The sequence below is a fragment of the Mesorhizobium sp. M00.F.Ca.ET.216.01.1.1 genome, assembly GCF_004010325.2.
Taxonomy (GTDB): Bacteria; Pseudomonadota; Alphaproteobacteria; order Rhizobiales; family Rhizobiaceae; genus Mesorhizobium.
On record NZ_SADR02000002.1, the window covers coordinates 150174 to 166309 of the forward strand.

Here is a 16136-nt window from a genome sequence, read left to right on the forward strand (position 1 = left end):
ACAAGCGCAGCTCAGCTGTTCAGGCCGGCGAGAAGCTGGCCGTAGGCGCTTTTGGCCACCGCCGCCAGCCGCTCGCGCGGCAGCGAGCCGACGACGGCACAGCCATAGCCCTTGTCCAGCCAGTAGACGGCCTCAGGACCGTCCGCCTCGGCCGCATAGGTGCCCTTGGCCTTCTCGGCCGATTCGGCGGTGACGAACAGCGACACGCGCTCGCCCTTGGCGTCCTCGTAGAGCAGCATCGCGGCCTTGCCCTGGCCAGCGGGCAGCAGCCGGCCGCCGACCAGTTGGAAGCCTTCCGCCGTCAAATCCGGTGCGACCAGTTTCAGGCCGACCCGATTGGTCAGCCAGGTCTGCAAATGATCCTTGTCCGCGGCGGGCACTTCCACCGCATGGCGCTGTTCGGCGGCATAGACGACATGGGCGGCGATCGCCTGCTCGGCAAGCTGGTCCTCGGCCTCGTCTTCCCGGCCAACGCCGCCGATGCCGGCAAAATAGCCGCCAAGACCGCCAACGGCGAGCACTGCGGCGGCGGCGGCCGCAAGCCACCAGCGCGAGCCCGATGCCGGCGTCCTGGCCGGCGCCTCGCCGAGCACGACCTTTCTTAGCCGTGCCGGCACCGGCTCGTCGAGCACGCCGGCGAAGGCGGCACGAAGTGCGGCCCGGTCGGCGATATAGCGGGCGCTCTTCGCCTTCATTTCGGGATTGGCCTCGAGCCAGGCGTCGTAAGCCGCGCGCTCGTCGCCCGGCAGCTCGCCGTCGAGGGCCATGTGGATGTCGCGTTCGGAAAAATCGCGCCGGCTCATCTCTCTACAATCCTTATCGACCGGCGGCGGACAGTGTCGTCCAGCAGCGCGCGCAGTTCTTCACGCCCGCGCGCGATGCGCGACATCAGCGTGCCGGCCGGTACACCGAGGATGTTAGCTGCCTCGGCGTAGGAAAACCCTTCTATGGCGACCATGACGAGTGCCGCGCGGCGATCGGGGCTGATCGCCTGCAATGCGTCGATGATCTCACGCGAGGCGATGCTCTCCACCTGCTCGGCGGGCGCGGACTGTGCCTCGCTCGCTTCCAGCGGCAGCATCGCGGCTTCACCGCGCCGGTTCACCTTGCGCATCTGGTCGATGAACAAATGATGCATGATCGTAAACAGCCACCTCCTGGGGCTTTCTCCCGTCTGCCAGTTCTCGAGCCGGCCAAGCGCCCGCTCGAGACAGTCTTGAACGAGGTCGTCGGCAGAATCGCGGTCGCGCAACAGCGACCGCGCATAACGGCGCAGACGCGGTATTTCGCCAAGGATTGCTGCTTTCTTTTCGTCCATGACCGCTGTTTCTGAGGTCGCCTCTGTCAATCCGATTGAACGCGCCTTCGCGGCGCGGCGCAAGCGGCCGGCGCGAAGCGGTCTGTCGCCCCGGTCACCCAAGCAATTGAATAACGCGGTCTAAGGTCGATTTATTCCCGGCTTGCATCCGAAAGTTGAAAGCCGGATTTAAGGAGTCATTTCGCCATGGTCGGCGGACACTATGGGTTGAACCGAGCGCGTGGTGGCGTATATTCAATCTTGAATATGCTGTATATACGACATGGAATACACCCACACGGAGCCGGAAATGTCCCTCTACATCCGTGATGACGAGGTTGATGCACTGGCCCGTCAACTGCAGTCTGCCATCAAGGCACCCACGAAAACGGAAGCCGTGCGGATCGCCCTCAAGCGCGAACTGGAACGGACTTACGCCGTCCTTCCATTGCGCGAGCGGATCAAAAGGTTTCAGGACGCCGCAAGTGCTCTTGGTCCCGATAACCCCACTTTCGACATGAAGAAATTCACAGACGAAGGATGGGGCGACATCTAATGTTTCTCGATGCTTCCGCAATTGTCGCAATCCTTTCGAGCGAGCCCGATGCGGACCGTCTGCTCGGCAAGGCTGAATCGGCCGAAAGGCTTTACTTTTCGCCGAACTCCGCATTCGAGGCGATCATCTCGCTGGCCCGCAGGAAAACGACTGAGGCGGGCGGCGATCAGGTGCAAACAACACCGGCCTTGATCGATCAATGCCAAACGATCGTCATGGGCTTCCTGGCCGAACTTAAGGCCGTGGAGATTCCCCTGAACGCCGGCATCCGCGAACTCGCGATCAAGGCCGCCCGCGACTATGGGCGTTATGTCGGCCATCCTGCCAGGCTGAATTTCGGTGATTGCTTCAGTTATGCATGCGCCAAGGCTTACCGGATACCGCTGCTCTACAACGGCAACGATTTTTCGCAAACCGATCTGGCTTGAACACTTACCCTTCCTTAGGTCTGGCCGCCCGTGTCAGCAGGCGCTGGTAAAACAGGCCGATGCCGATCAGTACCGCGCCGAGGCCGATGAAGGACAGCGCCCGCAGCACGCCTTCCAGTTCCGACATGTCGAAGAGGAAGACCTTCAGCACTGCGATCGAGATCAGCGCGGCCGACGCGATGCGCAGCACCTGCGACTTCAGCCGGACGCCTGCGGTGAGCAGCGCCACGCCGATCAACAGCCACAGCGCCGAATAGGTGTAGGTCTCCAGCTGGCCGAGGCCGCTCCACAGGCCAATGAACTCGCCCTTGAACAGCCGCCTGACCGACAGCGTGGCGTAGGCGAAGACGAGCAGTGCCGCCATTAATGCCAGCATTGCCGCATACCATTTCGGCCGCTTGTCGCGGGCATAGAGCGCCAGCCCGCCAGCGGCGATCGCCGGCAAGAGATAGGCAAGGAAGAGAAGGTCGAATACCGGAATCCAGCCGGTCGATTCGTCTGTGAACAGCGGGTTCAACACCAGAAAGTGCTGGACGACGACGAAGGCTGCCGAGACCACGCCCGCCGCAAGCGAACCATAGCGCAGCACCGAGCTTGGCGAACGCATGTCGATGGCGACCAGGATGGCGCCGGCGCCGATGGCGATCAGCGTGTAGATAGCCTGCTCGGCGAGCGTCGCAGCACCCGTGTCGATGACGCCGCCATGCATGGCGTGGCGCACCAGCATGGCGACGGTGAGCAGCGCAAACAGCGCGGCGCCCGCCTCCATGGCGAGGCGCGGCCGGCCATTGGTGGTGCGGGCGAGCTGCCAGGCGGCAAAGCCGAAGGCGAGCGCCGGCACGCCGTAGCCCGGCAGCAGCCAGTTGAAGACCGGCGTCGTCGACAGGAATTCGGCGCCGACGACGGTCGGGTCAAAGGCGACGCGGCCGAGCACCGCAATCACGGTACCGACCGAGATCCAGCCGAGCACTGGATAGCTGCGCCAGCGCGTGGCCAGTGCTGGCACGATGGCCGCAGTGCCAAGCAGGATGGTGGTCCAGCCGGAGCCGAAGGCCATGTGCAGCATCAACAGGCCGGCGGCAGCCGCCCCACTGAGCGCGAACGATACCGCCGCACCGCCCTGCAGCGGCGGCTCCTCAGCGCGCGCGATCCACTCGCCGCCGGCGGCGAAAACCACGACCAGCAACGCAGCGATGGCTGCGTAGACAAGGTCGCGGTCGAGATTGCCAAAGGTGAACCAGAGCGCCAGCAGGATGACCAGCGGCGCGATGACGCCCCATGCCGCCCATGAGGCGGACTGCACCCAGGCGGCTGCCGCAAACTTCCGCGCCGCCCGGAAGCCGGCGCCGATGAAGACCAGCGCGAGCGCGATGCCGATGCGCAGCGTCAAGGCATCGGCCGCTGCCACCGGCAGGCCGTCGAGGCCGCTGGAAATGTCGGAGCCGATCGTGGTTGGCGGGATGATGCCGAGATAGACCAGCATCGTCGCCAGGCCGGCGGCATGCAGCAGCGGCAGCGCTCGCGGCCGGTAGAGCGCCACCGCCACCAGCGCCACGATCAGCACGGCGCCCGGCACGGCATCACCGGCGGCGGCAAAGACCGGATCGACGAACAGCGCCAGCGCCGAAAGGCCGACGAAGAGACCAGGCGCGATGGACGGCCAGTCGAAGCCGTGCACGGGTTCGGCCTCGCCGCGAGCGCCGAGCCAGACAAAGGCGAGCACGGCAAGGGTTGCGGCATCGATGAACAGGATGGCGGAGAGGTTCGCAGCCGGCGCGTCGGTCATGTAGAGAATGGTCCAGATGCCGGTGCCGACGAAGGCCGCCGCCATCAGCAACCTCCAGTCGCGCATGCGGGCGATGACGCCGGTGGCGGCAAGCACGATCGCCAGATAGCCGAACAGCGCCCACGGATTGGGCGCCTGCGAGGCGACCAGCATCGGCGTCACCATGGCGCCGAGCAGGCCGATACCGGCCAGCGCCTGGCCGTGGACAAGAGCTGCTGCGATCGTCGCCACACCGATGGCGCCGAGCAGCGTGAAGGCGAGTGTCGGACCGATGAAGCCGTAGATGCCATGCGCGGCATAGACCGTGCCGAACAGGATGAAGGCGCCGGCGGCGGTCAGGATCGCTGGAATGTAGGCGCCGGCAGCACCCTGCACCGGCACCCGGAAACCGGTACGGCGGATGAACTCGCCAGCAACGACCAGCACCAGGCCGAGCACCGCCGCCATGGCCAGCCGCACGCCTGGCCCGAAAATACCGGCCTCGATGGTGTAGCGGATCAGGAACAGGCCGCCCAGCGCCAGCGCGATGCCGCCGACCCAGACCGCCCAGCGAGTGCCGAGCGCCGTTTCGACATCGGTCTGGCGGGCGGCCCTCGCCGCTGCCGCGTCCGGCCTGACAGGCTCCGCCGCAGCCGGCGTCGCTTCACCCGGAGCCCATGGCCCGGGCACGACCTCGCCGGTGCTGGCATCAGCTGCCGCGGCCGGTGTTTCCGGCGCGCTTGCCGGTGGCGAGGCAATGTCGGCCGCCGCCACAGAAGCCGCATCCGCCGGCTTACCTTCCGTCGTTGCCTGTTCGGTTGGTTTGGCTGCAGGCGACACGGCACCGGAAAGCACGAGGCTGCGCAGCGCGCCAAGCTCGCGCTCGATCAGGCCAATGCGGCTCTGCTGGCGCGAGATGATGACGAACAATGCGATGATGGCGACAAGGCCGATCAGGCTTTCAAACATGGCGGTTCCCCCAAACCAGGCCAGTTTTCACTGACATTCAAATGCGGCGGCCAAACGGCCAGTCCATTCAACGCGCCGCCAGATTGGCTGCCGGAAAGATCGAGCATGTTTCGGTGCCGAAAGCCAGCAGCTTGCCATTGGCATCCTTCAGCGTCGCTTCCGAAACCGCCAGAGTGCGGCCCTTGTGGACGACCTTGCCTTCGCAGACCACCTCGCCAGTCTTCGGCGTGATCGGCCGCGTCAAATTCACTTTGAACTCCGCCGTGGTATAGGCCTCGCCCCTGACAAGCAGCGTCTGCACCGCGCAGGCAAGCGCCGAATCCAGCAGTGTCGCCGCCCAACCGCCATGCACGCCGCCCAGCGGGTTGAGATGGCGCTCGCTCGGCATGCCATGGAACACCGCGCGTCCTTCCGACACTTCGATAAGATCGAAGTTGAGCTGGAAGGAGATCGGCGGCGCCGGATACTCGTTGTCGATGATGCGCTGGAGCAGTTCCAGTCCGGTGTATTTCAGGATGTCGCCATGCGGAATGGTGCCGAGGCCGAGGGGCGAGAGCCGGCCGGGGTAGAGTTCCACTTCGCTCATGTGGTGGTTTCTCCGGCGGCGATCTCCCCGCCAATCTCCTTGCAGGCAGCGTGGTGCTTGCGCAAGGCGGCGAGGAAGCCGGCGCGGGCGCCGGGCTGCTCGACGCCGCGCGGTTCGTAGACATGGCGGGTGAGGAAGAAGCCGGTCAGCCGGAAAGCGTCCTCGATGGCCGCCGGATCGGCGTGCAGGCCGGAGCCGCGCTGCAGGAAGGCCGGCAGCGGCAGCATCTTGTCGCGCCACGGTTCGCCTGCGGCGCGCGATACGGCGCGGCCGGATTTCGGCGAGACATAGGCAAGGTCCTGCCTGGTGCCGGTCGCGGCGCACTGGCTGAGATCGAGGCCGAAGCCGAGCTCTTCGAGGACGAGGAGCTCGAAGTGCGCCACCAGCTCGCCGGCGGCATCCGCATCGTCGAGATGGGCGATCATCACGGCAAGCGTCTCGTAGAGGCCGCCATGGGCGTCGCGCTCAGGAAGAAGCCGCAGATGCGCGGCCATGGTCTGCAGCCCATAGACGGCAATGGCGCTGTCCATCAGCCGGGCAGCGTTCATCTCGATCGCCTCGGCCTGGAAGATGCCGAGATGCTCGTCGAGCCGCGCCCGCCACAACAGGTCGACGCGGTTGCCGGGCTGAAGCACCGGCTGCTGCTTGCGCGAGCGGCCGCCGCGCACAAGGCCGAGATGGCGGCCATGCGCGCGCGTCATCACCTCGAGGATGGCGCTGGTTTCGCCATGCTTGCGGGTGCCGAGAATGATTCCCTCGTCATGCCATTCCATGACGAGAGCTTGTCACCGCTTGGATGACGAAATCAAGATTTTGCTTTTGCGGCACCGCAGCGTCGCTGAACAAGTTCAGTGCGGAAACTCAAGCCCCATCTCGCGGTAACGCTCGGGATCGTCGCCCCAGTTCTCGCGTACCTTGACGAACAGGAAGAGGTGCACCTTCTGTTCGAGGATGCCTGATATCTCCATGCGCGCCGCCTGGCCGATGGCGCGGATCGTCTCGCCCTTGTGGCCGAGCACGATCTTCTTCTGGCTGTCGCGCTGGACATAGATGACCTGCTCGATGCGCACCGAGCCGTCCTTCTTCTCTTCCCATTTCTCGGTCTCTATATGGGAGGAATAGGGCAGTTCCTGATGCAGCCTGAGATAGAGCTTTTCGCGGGTGATCTCGGCGGCGAGCTGGCGCATCGGCAGGTCGGAGATCTGGTCCTGCGGATAATACCAGGGGCCGGCAGGCAAGGTTTCGGCGAGATAATCGAGCAAGTCCTTGCAGCCCGAGCCAGTCAGCGCCGAGATCATGAAGGTACGCTTGAACGGCACACGCTCGTTGGCTGCCGCCGACAATGCCAGCAGCGCCTCGGGCTTGACCCTATCGACCTTGTTGAGGATCAGCACCCTCGGCTGCTGGACATCCTTCAGCCGTTCGAGGATGGCGTCGGCGTCGCCCCTGATGCCGCGCTCGGCGTCGATCAAAAGCAGCACGACATCGGCATCCTTGGCGCCGCCCCAGGCGGTGGTCACCATCGCCGTGTCCAGCCGGCGCTTCGGCTTGAAGATGCCTGGTGTGTCGACGAAGACGATCTGGGCGTTATGATGGATGGCGATGCCGCGCACGATGGCGCGCGTCGTCTGCACCTTGTGGGTGACGATCGACACCTTGGCACCGACCAGCTGGTTGACCAGCGTCGATTTCCCTGCGTTGGGCGCGCCGATCAGGGCGACGAAGCCCGAGCGCGTAGGGGTGGCCCCCGTTGCAGAAGAGACGTCTTCGGTGGCGGTCATGCCGCGCTCCCCTCATTAAACCAGACGCCTTCGCGCAACAGCAGCGCCGCGGCAGCGGCCTGCTCGGCTTCGCGCTTGGAACGGCCGCTGCCGCTCGCCGGCGGATAGGCGCCGACCTTGACGCTGACCGTGAACAGCGGATCGTGATCCGGCCCCTCGCGGCTGTCGATTGCATAGACCGGCACCGCGCCGGCCGCCGCCTGGTGTGCCCATTCCTGCAATTCAGTCTTGGCGTCACGGCGGGCGGCACCGATGGCCTGCGAGCGAGGCCGCCAGTATTTGTGGATGAAGGCGCTGGCCGCTTCCAGCCCGCCGTCGAGATAAAGCACGGCGATCAGCGATTCCAGCGCATCGGCGCGCAGATTGACGCGCTTGCGCCCGTCGAGGCCGCGCACGTCCGAGCCGGCGCGGATCAGCTCCGGCAGGCCGATCTCCTCGGCGATTTCCGCCAGCGCCTCGGCATTGACCAGCGCGTTGAGCCGCAGCGACAGCTCACCCTCGGCAGCATCGGGAAACGCGGCCAGCAGCATGTCGGCAACGACAAGGCCAAGAACGCGGTCACCGAGAAACTCAAAACGCTCATAGTCGACGCCGGCGTGGCTGCCGCGGGCGCTGGCATGGGTCAGCGCGCGCTGCAGGCGCTGGTGGTCGGAAAATGTATGACCGGTACGCTCCTTGAGCGCTTCGGCGAGCGCACCGGCAGTCAAGCGTTTTGTCGCCGCCATAACCCTAATTGACAAAGTGCAACAGGCGCGAGGCGCGCATCAGCGACGGCCATTTCCAGATTTCGAGCGGGCTGGCGCTGTCGGCGATCGAGAAGAAGATGACGTTGGCACGGCCGACCAGGTTCTCGTCCGGCACGAAACCGACCGAGAAGCGGCTGTCACTGGAATTGTCGCGGTTGTCGCCCATCATGAAATAGTGGCCGGGCGGCACGTCGAATTCGCGGGTATTGTCGCCGATCGAGTTCGGCGTCAGGTCGAGCGTGTCGTAAGTGATGCCGTTTGGCAGTGTCTCGCGATAGACGTCGACGGGACGGTCGACTTCGGTGACGTCGGGATTGTCGATCTGGCCGACCTTGACGCGCGGCACGCCGACGCCGTTGATGAAGAGCTGGCCATCCCTGACCATGATCTTGTCGCCCGGCAGGCCGATGACGCGCTTGATGTAGTCGACGGACGGGTCCGGCGGGAACTTGAACACCACAACGTCGCCACGCTTCGGCTCGCTGCCCCAGATGCGGCCGGAAAAGATGTCCGGTCCGAATGGCAGCGAATAGCGCGAATAGCCATACGCCCATTTGGTGACGAACAGATAGTCGCCTTCGAGCAAAGTCGGACGCATCGACCCGGACGGGATCGAGAACGGTTGGAACAGGAGCGTGCGGATGACCAGTGCAAGCAGCAGTGCCTGGACGATGACGCTGACGGTTTCGCCAAGCCCGCCGGATTTCTTCTGTGTTTTTTCAGCCACGCTCATGTCGTCCTCGATTGTGCGTTGGTTGGTATAGAGTCTCGACGCGCGCTGGGCAACGCCGGCCAGTGGTCAGATGCAATCAATATGGCGCTTCTTCGACGGGCAACGCCTCGATGATCACGAAGGCTTGAGCAAGCGGAAAATCATCGGTGATCGTGAGGTGTATCGCCGCCCTGTGTCCCTTCGGCAGGATTTTGTCCAATCGCGCCGCCGCCCCGCCGGTCAGCGCCATGGTCGGCTTGCCGCTCGGCTGGTTGACGACGCCCATGTCGCGCCAGAACACGCCCTGTGCCAAGCCGGTGCCGAGCGCCTTGGCGCAGGCTTCCTTGGCGGCAAAGCGCTTGGCATAGGAGGCTGCGCGTGCCCTGCGGTTTTCGGAGCGGGCCTGCTCGACCTCGGTGTAGATGCGCTGGATGAAGCGCTGGCCGTGCCGTTCCAGCGACTTTTCGATGCGTCTGATATTGATCAGGTCGCTGCCGATGCCGATGATCATTCCGCGGGAACTTCCCGCCCGGCTTGCCCAGCCCGTCCGGCTTTCCCGGCCTTTTCGGCCAGGCGCTTGCGCCGCTGTTCGCGGAAGGCGGTCATGCCCCAGCGGGTGACGCCGTAGAACAGAAGGCCGAAGATCAGACCAAGCGGTACGGCGCCGATCATCATCGGCTTCAGGATCGGTCCCCACAATTGCGCGAAGGAAAGGTTGTGCAGCATGTCGCCGAGATGCGCCGGCGGCCCATGCACCGGCAGCCGTTCGTGCAGGATCAGCTTGCCGACCTCCCAGGACGCCCCCCACAACAGCGGAAAGGTCAGCGGATTGCCGACCGCCGTGCCGAGCGCTGCCGCGACCAGATTGCCCGCGATGAGCCAGGAGATGACGAAGGCGATGATGAAGTGAGAGCCGAGCGGAAAGAACGATGCGAACACGCCCGCCGCAACGCCAGCGGCCACCGCGTGCGGTGTGGCCTTCAGCCGCAGGATGCGCTTGGAAAAATACAGCAGCGAGCGCGAAAACGAGCGGCGCGGCCATAGATAAGTACGCACCCGCTCGAAAAATCCGTCAGGCTTGCGGCGTCGAAAAAGCACTCTGTTACAGTTCCCAACTCACCAAAGGTTTCGCGCCGGCCAGTCCGGCCGGGGCGCATAAACCATATCTTGCGCTTTGAGGTCGCCGGAAGGCAACAACGACTTTGATATAGCGACGCGCCGGCCCAAGGACAACTGAAGGGCTGACGGCTCACCGGCCGCAGTTGCAGCCTTTCAGGACCGGCGTTTCGCCATCCCAACGCAGTACAATCACGGCGGATTTGAGGAGCGCCACCTACAATCTGTATTCGCTGACCTCGACGAGATTGCCGTCAGGGTCACGGAAATAGACCGACATCATCGGCCCACGGGCGCCGATCCGTTCGACCGGACCGACTTCCACGGCAACGCCGTTGGCCGCCAGGCTGGCGCATATTTCGGCGAGCGGCCGGGCAGCGACCAGGCAGAAATCGCCGGAGCCGGGCGTCGGCGCCTTGGCCTTCGGCTCGAAGGTGCGGCCTACTTCATGCAGATTGATCTTCTGCGTTCCGAACAGCAGCGCCGTCGGCCGGTCCGGCTCGTCGAGGCGCTGGAAGCCGAGCACACGCCGGTAGAAGTCGCAGCTGTCGTCGACAGAGCGAACCGTCAGCACGAAATGATCGATGCCGGCAATCACGGCATTGTTTCTCTCAAATATTGCGGCTGCCGGGCTTGATTGCCGGTATGGCGGCAAGCTCGGGCGGCAGCCTGTCGGCCGGATAGGCCGGAACCTCGTATTCGGCGAGCGCGATCAGCGGCACGCCGACATCGGTCTTGCCGGCCGAGCGGTCGATGATGCAGGCGGCGGCGGCGACCTCGGCGCCGAGCGCGCGCAGGCATTCGATGGTCTCGCGGATCGACAGGCCCGTGGTGACGATGTCCTCGACGATGACGACGCGCGCGCCTCTGGCGATCTCGAAGCGGCGGAGCCGGAATTCGCCCCCTTCCCGCTCGACCCAGATCGCCGGCACGCCAAGATGGCGCGAGGTCTCGTAGGCCGGGATCAGCCCGCCGACCGCCGGGCCGACGACATAGTCGATCCTGCCCGGCACCGCAGCGCGGATCTTTTCGGCCAGCGCCTTGCACAGGCGCTCGGTCTTGTCGGCATGCATGAAGACCCGCGCCTTCTGCAGGAACACCGGGCTTCGCAAGCCTGACGTCAGGATGAAATGCCCTTCGAGGACGGCGCCGGCCTCGCGGAAAATGCTCAGCACTTCGTCGGTGTTCATCGCTGCTTTGCCTCCGTGCCCGATAGGGATGTCAACCGTTGACGCGTCGCGCATCGCTGACGCTCGAATTGTCCTTGAGCTGCGCAAGCAGCCGGTTCAGGTGCTTCAGATCCCAGACTTCGAGATCGATCAGCATTTCGGTGAAATCGGGCGCGGTGCGCACCATCGACAATGTATGGATGTTGGCGTCGTTCGACGCAACGACCTGGGCGATGTCGGCCAGCGAGCCCGGCGCGTTGATGGCGGTGACCGAGACGCGTGCCGGAAAGCGCTCCTTGGTGCGCTCGTCTATGTCCCAGCGCACATCGATCCAGCGCTCGGGCTGGTCGTCGAAGGCCTGCAGCGCCGGCGACTGGATCGGATAGATGGTGATGCCGGTTCCCGGCTGCACGATGCCGACGATGCGGTCGCCGGGCACCGCGCCTTCCGGGGCGAAGCGCACCGGCAGGTCGCCGCGCACGCCGCGGATCGGTACGGCACCATCCTTAGGCTGGTCCTTGTCCTTGCGGGCAGCGCGGCCCGGAATCTGGAACAGCATGCCGGCGGCGTTGCGGATCTTCGACCAGCCCTCCTCGCGCTGCTTGGGCGCCGCCAGCGTGACGCGCTCGTCCTTGTAGTCGGGAAATACCGCCTTCATGACGTCGGTGGAGGCAAGCTCGCCGCGGCCGACCGAGGCCAGTACGTCCTCGATGTCCTTGCGCGCCAGCCGGTGCAGCACCGGCTTCAGGCTTTCCTTGGTGTAGGTCTTCCCCGCCCGTTCGAAGGCGCGCTCCAGAATACGCGCGCCGAGGCCCGAATACTGTTTACGGATGGCAGCCTTGGTGGCGCGGCGGATGGCCGAGCGCGCCTTGCCGGTGACGACGACCGATTCCCAGGCCGCCGGCGGCACCTGCGCCTTGGAGCGGATGATCTCGACCTCGTCGCCGTTTTTCAGTTCCGTCATCAGCGGCATGATGCGGCCGTTGACCTTGGCGCCGACGCAGGTGTCGCCGACATCGGTGTGCACCGCATAGGCGAAGTCGATCGGCGTGGCGCCGCGCGGCAGTGCGATCAGCATGCCCTTCGGCGTGAAGCAGAACACCTGATCCTGGAACAGTTCCAGCTTGGTGTTCTCGAGGAAATCCTCGGGATTGTCGCCTTCGGCCAACTGCTCGATGGTGCGCCGCAGCCAGGCATAGGCATTGGTCTCCTTCGAGATCGCGTGGGCAGTGCCGTTCACCTTGCCGCCGCTATCCTTGTAGATCGAATGCGCGGCAACGCCGTATTCGGCGATCTTGTTCATCTGGCGGGTGCGGATCTGCAATTCGACGCGCTGGCGCGACGGCCCGACTATGGTGGTGTGGATCGACCGGTAGTCGTTCTGTTTCGGCGTCGAGATGTAGTCCTTGAAGCGGCCGGGCACCATCGACCAGGTGGTGTGGATTGCGCCGAGCGCGCGGTAGCAGTCCTCGACCGTCTCGACCACGACGCGGAAGCCGAAAATGTCGGACAGCTGCTCGAAGGACAGCGCCTTGGCTTCCATCTTGCGGAACACCGACCACGGCTTCTTCTGGCGGCTCTTGACCTCGGCCTTGATGGCATATTTGTCGAACAGCGTGGACAGCGCCTCTTCGATCTCCGACAGCACGCCCTTGTTGCGCTCGAAGATTTCGGCAAGCCTGGCGGTGACGGCGCGATAGGCTTCCGGATTGATGAAGCGGAAGGCGATCTCCTCCAGCTCCTCGCGCATGCCCTGCATGCCCATGCGCCCGGCCAGCGGCGCATAGATATCCATCGTCTCTTCGGCGATGCGCAGGCGCTTGGCTTCCGGCACATGGTTGAGGGTGCGCATGTTGTGCAGCCGATCCGCGAGCTTGACCAGAAGCACGCGAACGTCTTCGGAGATCGCCAGCAGGAGCTTGCGCAGGTTCTCCGCCTGCTCGGCCTTCTTGGAGACGAGGTCGAGCTTCTTCAGCTTGGTCAGGCCTTCGACCAGCTTGCCCATTTCGGGACCGAACAGCTCGTCGATCTCGGCCCGCGTCGCCGTGGTGTCCTCGATCGTGTCATGCAGCAAGGCAACCGCGATCGTCGCCTCATCCATGTGCATTTCGGTGAGGATGGCGGCGACTTCGAGCGGATGCGAGAAGTAGGGGTCGCCGGAGGCACGTTTCTGGTGGCCATGCTTCTGCATGGCATAGACATAGGCCTTGTTCAGCAACGCCTCGTTGACGTCAGGCTTGTAGCGCTGGACGCGCTCGACAAGCTCATACTGACGCATCATGGGCAGGATCTCGCAGCGCTGAAATGAATCATGCGCCGCACTGGTGTACGGCGCATGTCATAGATAACCACGAAACTGCCGACGCGAAAGTGTCGGCAGTCGCGGCAAAGATCAATAGTCGTCGCTTTTTTCCGGGGGCACCAGACCTTCGATGCCGGCCAGGAGGTCTTCCTCGGTCATGCGGTCGAAGGTGATGTTGTCCTCGGTGTCGTCGGCATCAGCTGCCGCGACAGCGCCGCCTGTCTGGTCGGCGATCGCCTCGCCGTCAGCCTCCGGCTCGTCGACCTCGACATGCTTCTGCAGCGAGTGGATCAGATCTTCCTTGAGGTCGTCGGGCGACAGCGTTTCTTCGGCGATCTCGCGCAATGCGATGACCGGGTTCTTGTCGTTGTCGCGAGGAACGGTGATCTGCGCACCCTGGCTGATCTGGCGGGCACGGTGGCCGGCTAGAAGCACGAGCTCGAAGCGGTTATCGACCTTGTCGATGCAATCTTCAACGGTTACGCGGGCCATGAGCTGCCCCTTTCATGCCTGGATTTGATGGAAAACAGGCGCGGTCCATAACCTGAACGCCGCCAAAATACAAGCTTTTTGGCAATGCCGGTTCCAGGGCCAAGTCCGGGGCCGGGCCAAGGCCGGGCCAAGGCGAGGTCCAGGCGCGCCGCCCGCGACGATACGGCACCGATCACAATTGCTTGCTGTGCAGCATCATACCCTTGGATTGCCGTAAAACCGGCGTTATCTCGAATGACGAAGGTCAGCCGGTCTATTTGAAGCCGACCGATAGTCACGCGCATTTACACGACCGCTTATTTTCGAAAAGGAATATTTTCCATGTTCGACCCTCGTGAAAAAATCGCCCTTTTTATCGACGGTGCCAATCTTTACGCCACGTCGCGCGCGCTCGGCTTCGACATCGACTATCGCAAGCTGCTGGCGAGCTTCCAGAAACGCGGCTACCTGCTGCGCGCCTATTACTACACCGCGCTGGTCGAGGATCAGGAATATTCCTCGATCCGGCCGCTGATCGACTGGCTCGACTATAACGGCTTCAAGGTGGTGACCAAGCCGGCCAAGGAATTCACCGACTCGACCGGCCGCCGCAAGATCAAGGGCAATATGGACATCGAGCTGACCGTCGATGCGTTGGAAATTGCCGATGTCGTCGACCACTATGTCATCTTCTCCGGGGACGGAGATTTCCGCACGCTGGTCGAGGCGCTGCAGCGGCGCGGGCGCAAGGTCTCGATCGTCTCCACCATGGCCTCGCAGCCGCCGATGATCTCGGATGACCTGCGCCGCCAGGCCGACCATTTCATCGACCTGATGACGCTGAAGAACGAAGTCGGCCGCGATCCGTCCGAGCGGCCGGTGCGCCGGCCCGAGCCGGCCGAAGTCGACGAGGAAGACTATTGACGGCGGCGGCGTTGACCGCGCCCTTGGCAGCCTCCCCCGAGCCCGACCGCGACTGCCCGCTCTGCCCGCGGCTGCACGACTTCATCGCCGGATGGCGGCAGCGCGAACCGTCATGGTTCAACGCGCCGGTGCCGACCTTTTTGCCACCGGAGGGCGAGGAAGCCGTCAGGCTGCTGATCGTCGGGCTGGCGCCGGGCCTGCGCGGGGCGAACCGGACTGGACGTCCGTTCACTGGCGACTTCGCCGGCGACCTGCTCTACAACACACTGATCGCGCACGGCATGGCACGCGGCGAGTTCAAGGCACGGCCGGATGACGGGCTGGAACTTGTCGGCACGGCGATCACCAACGCGGTGCGCTGTGTGCCGCCGGACAACAAGCCGGCGGGCGCCGAGATTGCTACCTGCCGCTGGTTCCTGGTGCCGACAGTCGCGCGGTTCAAAAACCTGCGCGCCGTGCTGGCGCTGGGCTCGATCGCCCACCAGTCGACCGTGCGGGCGCTCGGCCAGCGCGTCGCCGCCTACCCGTTCCGGCATGGCGGGCAGCAGCAGACCGACGGCATCACGCTGTTCTCCAGCTACCACTGCTCGCGCTACAACACCAACACGGGCCGCTTGACGGAAGCGATGTTCGTCAATGTCTTCAATGAGATAGAAGCTTTTCTGAAGAAATAGAGGCGGACGCGCCCCATTCGGCCAGAAGTATCAGAGGCGATCGCGAACAACCAGGCCAAAATATCCAGCGACAATAGAAACAGCGCCAGCTGCAGCGCGATGCGCAGGCGCTGAATGATCCGCCAATTGCCGGCCATGTCGGATTTGATACGGAGCGCAAGCGCCCGGTGCATCCCATCCATGGTTGCAGGAGGATCCTGGTCGACGAAGTCCTGGAGCAACTGCTCCGGGTCGAAGCGGAACGTATAGTTGTAGTACGGCCACAACATGAACACGACCAGCAACCCGATAAGAAAAAGCAATGCCAGCGCCAGCCAGTCCCACGGCCCCACTCCATCGGCGAGCGCCCTGCCTCCAAGAAGAGAACCTGCGAACGCGGTTGCGAAGATCAGATTTCCTGCGCGGGTATTGAGATTTTCAACCACGCCCTGCTGGTGTTCGAGACCACGCACCGCCTCTGCGTAAACAAAAGCCAAGCGAGAATCGCCGCCTTCTGTCGCAGTAGGCGGGACATTGCTGTTTTTTCACTGATGAAGGACGCTCGGGCATTTACCGTTTCACCTGCGATTTAGAATACGATGTGAACAGCCGCATTTGCGAAGGCTTAATGCCTTCAGATCGAGAGGCAAGCGTTTCCTTG

19 protein-coding genes are annotated in these 16136 nt (G+C 64.1%); 4 read left to right on the forward strand and 15 right to left on the reverse strand.

Annotated elements, in window-relative coordinates; translation table 11 throughout:
- Positions 1 to 11 precede the first annotated feature (11 nt).
- Together EN859_RS03580 and EN859_RS03585 are read right to left on the reverse strand one after the other, a co-directional pair.
- A complete protein-coding gene (locus tag EN859_RS03580; protein ID WP_127851557.1) occupies positions 12 to 803 on the reverse strand; it encodes an anti-sigma factor in 792 nt (263 codons plus the stop codon).
- Positions 800 to 1318: a sigma-70 family RNA polymerase sigma factor gene (locus EN859_RS03585; protein WP_127851558.1), complete on the reverse strand. Its 519-nt coding sequence runs from the start codon at positions 1316 to 1318 to the stop codon at positions 800 to 802. The genes EN859_RS03580 and EN859_RS03585 overlap by 4 nt, the downstream gene beginning before the upstream one ends.
- Before the next feature lie 289 nt (positions 1319 to 1607).
- Between EN859_RS03585 and EN859_RS03590 the strand changes: the two genes are divergently transcribed.
- Together EN859_RS03590 and EN859_RS03595 are read left to right on the forward strand one after the other, a co-directional pair.
- Positions 1608 to 1853, forward strand: a complete 246-nt coding sequence (locus EN859_RS03590; RefSeq protein WP_127851559.1) for a type II toxin-antitoxin system VapB family antitoxin — start codon at positions 1608 to 1610, stop codon at positions 1851 to 1853.
- Positions 1853 to 2281 (forward strand): type II toxin-antitoxin system VapC family toxin, encoded by a 429-nt coding sequence (locus tag EN859_RS03595; RefSeq protein WP_127851560.1) that lies wholly within the window; start codon positions 1853 to 1855, stop codon positions 2279 to 2281. Before EN859_RS03590 ends, EN859_RS03595 begins: the two co-directional genes overlap by 1 nt.
- A gap of 4 nt (positions 2282 to 2285) precedes the next feature.
- Here the strand turns inward: EN859_RS03595 and EN859_RS03600 are convergent, their stop codons facing one another.
- From EN859_RS03600 to rpoZ, 12 genes are all read right to left on the reverse strand, one after another.
- The gene (locus EN859_RS03600) at positions 2286 to 5015 is read right to left on the reverse strand and encodes a DUF2339 domain-containing protein (protein WP_127851561.1); all 2730 of its coding nucleotides are present in this window, start codon (positions 5013 to 5015) and stop codon (positions 2286 to 2288) included.
- 67 nt (positions 5016 to 5082) lie between these two features.
- Positions 5083 to 5601 (reverse strand): PaaI family thioesterase, encoded by a 519-nt coding sequence (locus EN859_RS03605; RefSeq protein WP_127851562.1) that lies wholly within the window; start codon positions 5599 to 5601, stop codon positions 5083 to 5085.
- The gene (gene recO / locus EN859_RS03610; protein WP_127851563.1) at positions 5598 to 6374 is read right to left on the reverse strand and encodes a DNA repair protein RecO; all 777 of its coding nucleotides are present in this window, start codon (positions 6372 to 6374) and stop codon (positions 5598 to 5600) included. Before recO ends, EN859_RS03605 begins: the two co-directional genes overlap by 4 nt.
- Before the next feature lie 75 nt (positions 6375 to 6449).
- On the reverse strand, positions 6450 to 7382 hold the full coding sequence (era, locus tag EN859_RS03615) for a GTPase Era (RefSeq protein ID WP_127851564.1): 933 nt from the start codon (positions 7380 to 7382) through the stop codon (positions 6450 to 6452).
- Positions 7379 to 8107 carry a ribonuclease III gene (gene rnc, locus EN859_RS03620; protein WP_127851565.1) on the reverse strand — a complete coding sequence of 243 codons (729 nt, stop codon included), beginning with the start codon at positions 8105 to 8107 and terminating at the stop codon, positions 7379 to 7381. The genes era and rnc overlap by 4 nt, the downstream gene beginning before the upstream one ends.
- Before the next feature lie 4 nt (positions 8108 to 8111).
- On the reverse strand, positions 8112 to 8861 hold the full coding sequence (lepB, locus tag EN859_RS03625) for a signal peptidase I (RefSeq protein WP_127851566.1): 750 nt from the start codon (positions 8859 to 8861) through the stop codon (positions 8112 to 8114).
- Between the two features lie 76 nt (positions 8862 to 8937).
- Complete coding sequence (gene acpS / locus EN859_RS03630; RefSeq protein ID WP_127851567.1) at positions 8938 to 9351, reverse strand: holo-ACP synthase; 414 nt, start codon at positions 9349 to 9351, stop codon at positions 8938 to 8940.
- Entirely contained in the window at positions 9348 to 9938 is a 591-nt protein-coding gene (locus EN859_RS03635; RefSeq protein WP_127851568.1) for a DUF2062 domain-containing protein, read from the reverse strand. Before EN859_RS03635 ends, acpS begins: the two co-directional genes overlap by 4 nt.
- Before the next feature lie 235 nt (positions 9939 to 10173).
- Positions 10174 to 10554, reverse strand: coding sequence for a VOC family protein (locus tag EN859_RS03640; protein WP_189501668.1), 381 nt, complete (start codon positions 10552 to 10554; stop codon positions 10174 to 10176).
- A 13-nt stretch (positions 10555 to 10567) separates the two neighbouring features.
- On the reverse strand, positions 10568 to 11146 hold the full coding sequence (pyrE, locus tag EN859_RS03645) for an orotate phosphoribosyltransferase (protein ID WP_127851569.1): 579 nt from the start codon (positions 11144 to 11146) through the stop codon (positions 10568 to 10570).
- A 31-nt stretch (positions 11147 to 11177) separates the two neighbouring features.
- Positions 11178 to 13406 carry a bifunctional (p)ppGpp synthetase/guanosine-3',5'-bis(diphosphate) 3'-pyrophosphohydrolase gene (locus EN859_RS03650; RefSeq protein ID WP_127851570.1) on the reverse strand — a complete coding sequence of 743 codons (2229 nt, stop codon included), beginning with the start codon at positions 13404 to 13406 and terminating at the stop codon, positions 11178 to 11180.
- Positions 13407 to 13517: 111 nt separating this feature from the next.
- Positions 13518 to 13919 (reverse strand): DNA-directed RNA polymerase subunit omega, encoded by a 402-nt coding sequence (rpoZ, locus tag EN859_RS03655; RefSeq protein ID WP_127851571.1) that lies wholly within the window; start codon positions 13917 to 13919, stop codon positions 13518 to 13520.
- Between the two features lie 321 nt (positions 13920 to 14240).
- Here rpoZ and EN859_RS03660 point away from each other — a divergent pair, with 321 nt between their 5' ends.
- On the forward strand, positions 14241 to 14822 hold the full coding sequence (locus EN859_RS03660; protein WP_127851572.1) for an NYN domain-containing protein: 582 nt from the start codon (positions 14241 to 14243) through the stop codon (positions 14820 to 14822).
- An 11-nt stretch (positions 14823 to 14833) separates the two neighbouring features.
- Positions 14834 to 15496, forward strand: coding sequence for a uracil-DNA glycosylase (locus EN859_RS03665; RefSeq protein ID WP_245525460.1), 663 nt, complete (start codon positions 14834 to 14836; stop codon positions 15494 to 15496).
- On the opposite strand, the gene EN859_RS03670 is transcribed toward EN859_RS03665, so the two are convergent.
- The gene (locus EN859_RS03670) at positions 15415 to 15972 is read right to left on the reverse strand and encodes a hypothetical protein (RefSeq protein ID WP_245525461.1); all 558 of its coding nucleotides are present in this window, start codon (positions 15970 to 15972) and stop codon (positions 15415 to 15417) included. The two genes, EN859_RS03665 and EN859_RS03670, sit on opposite strands and share 82 nt — an antisense overlap.
- Between the last annotated feature and the right edge of the window lie 164 nt (positions 15973 to 16136).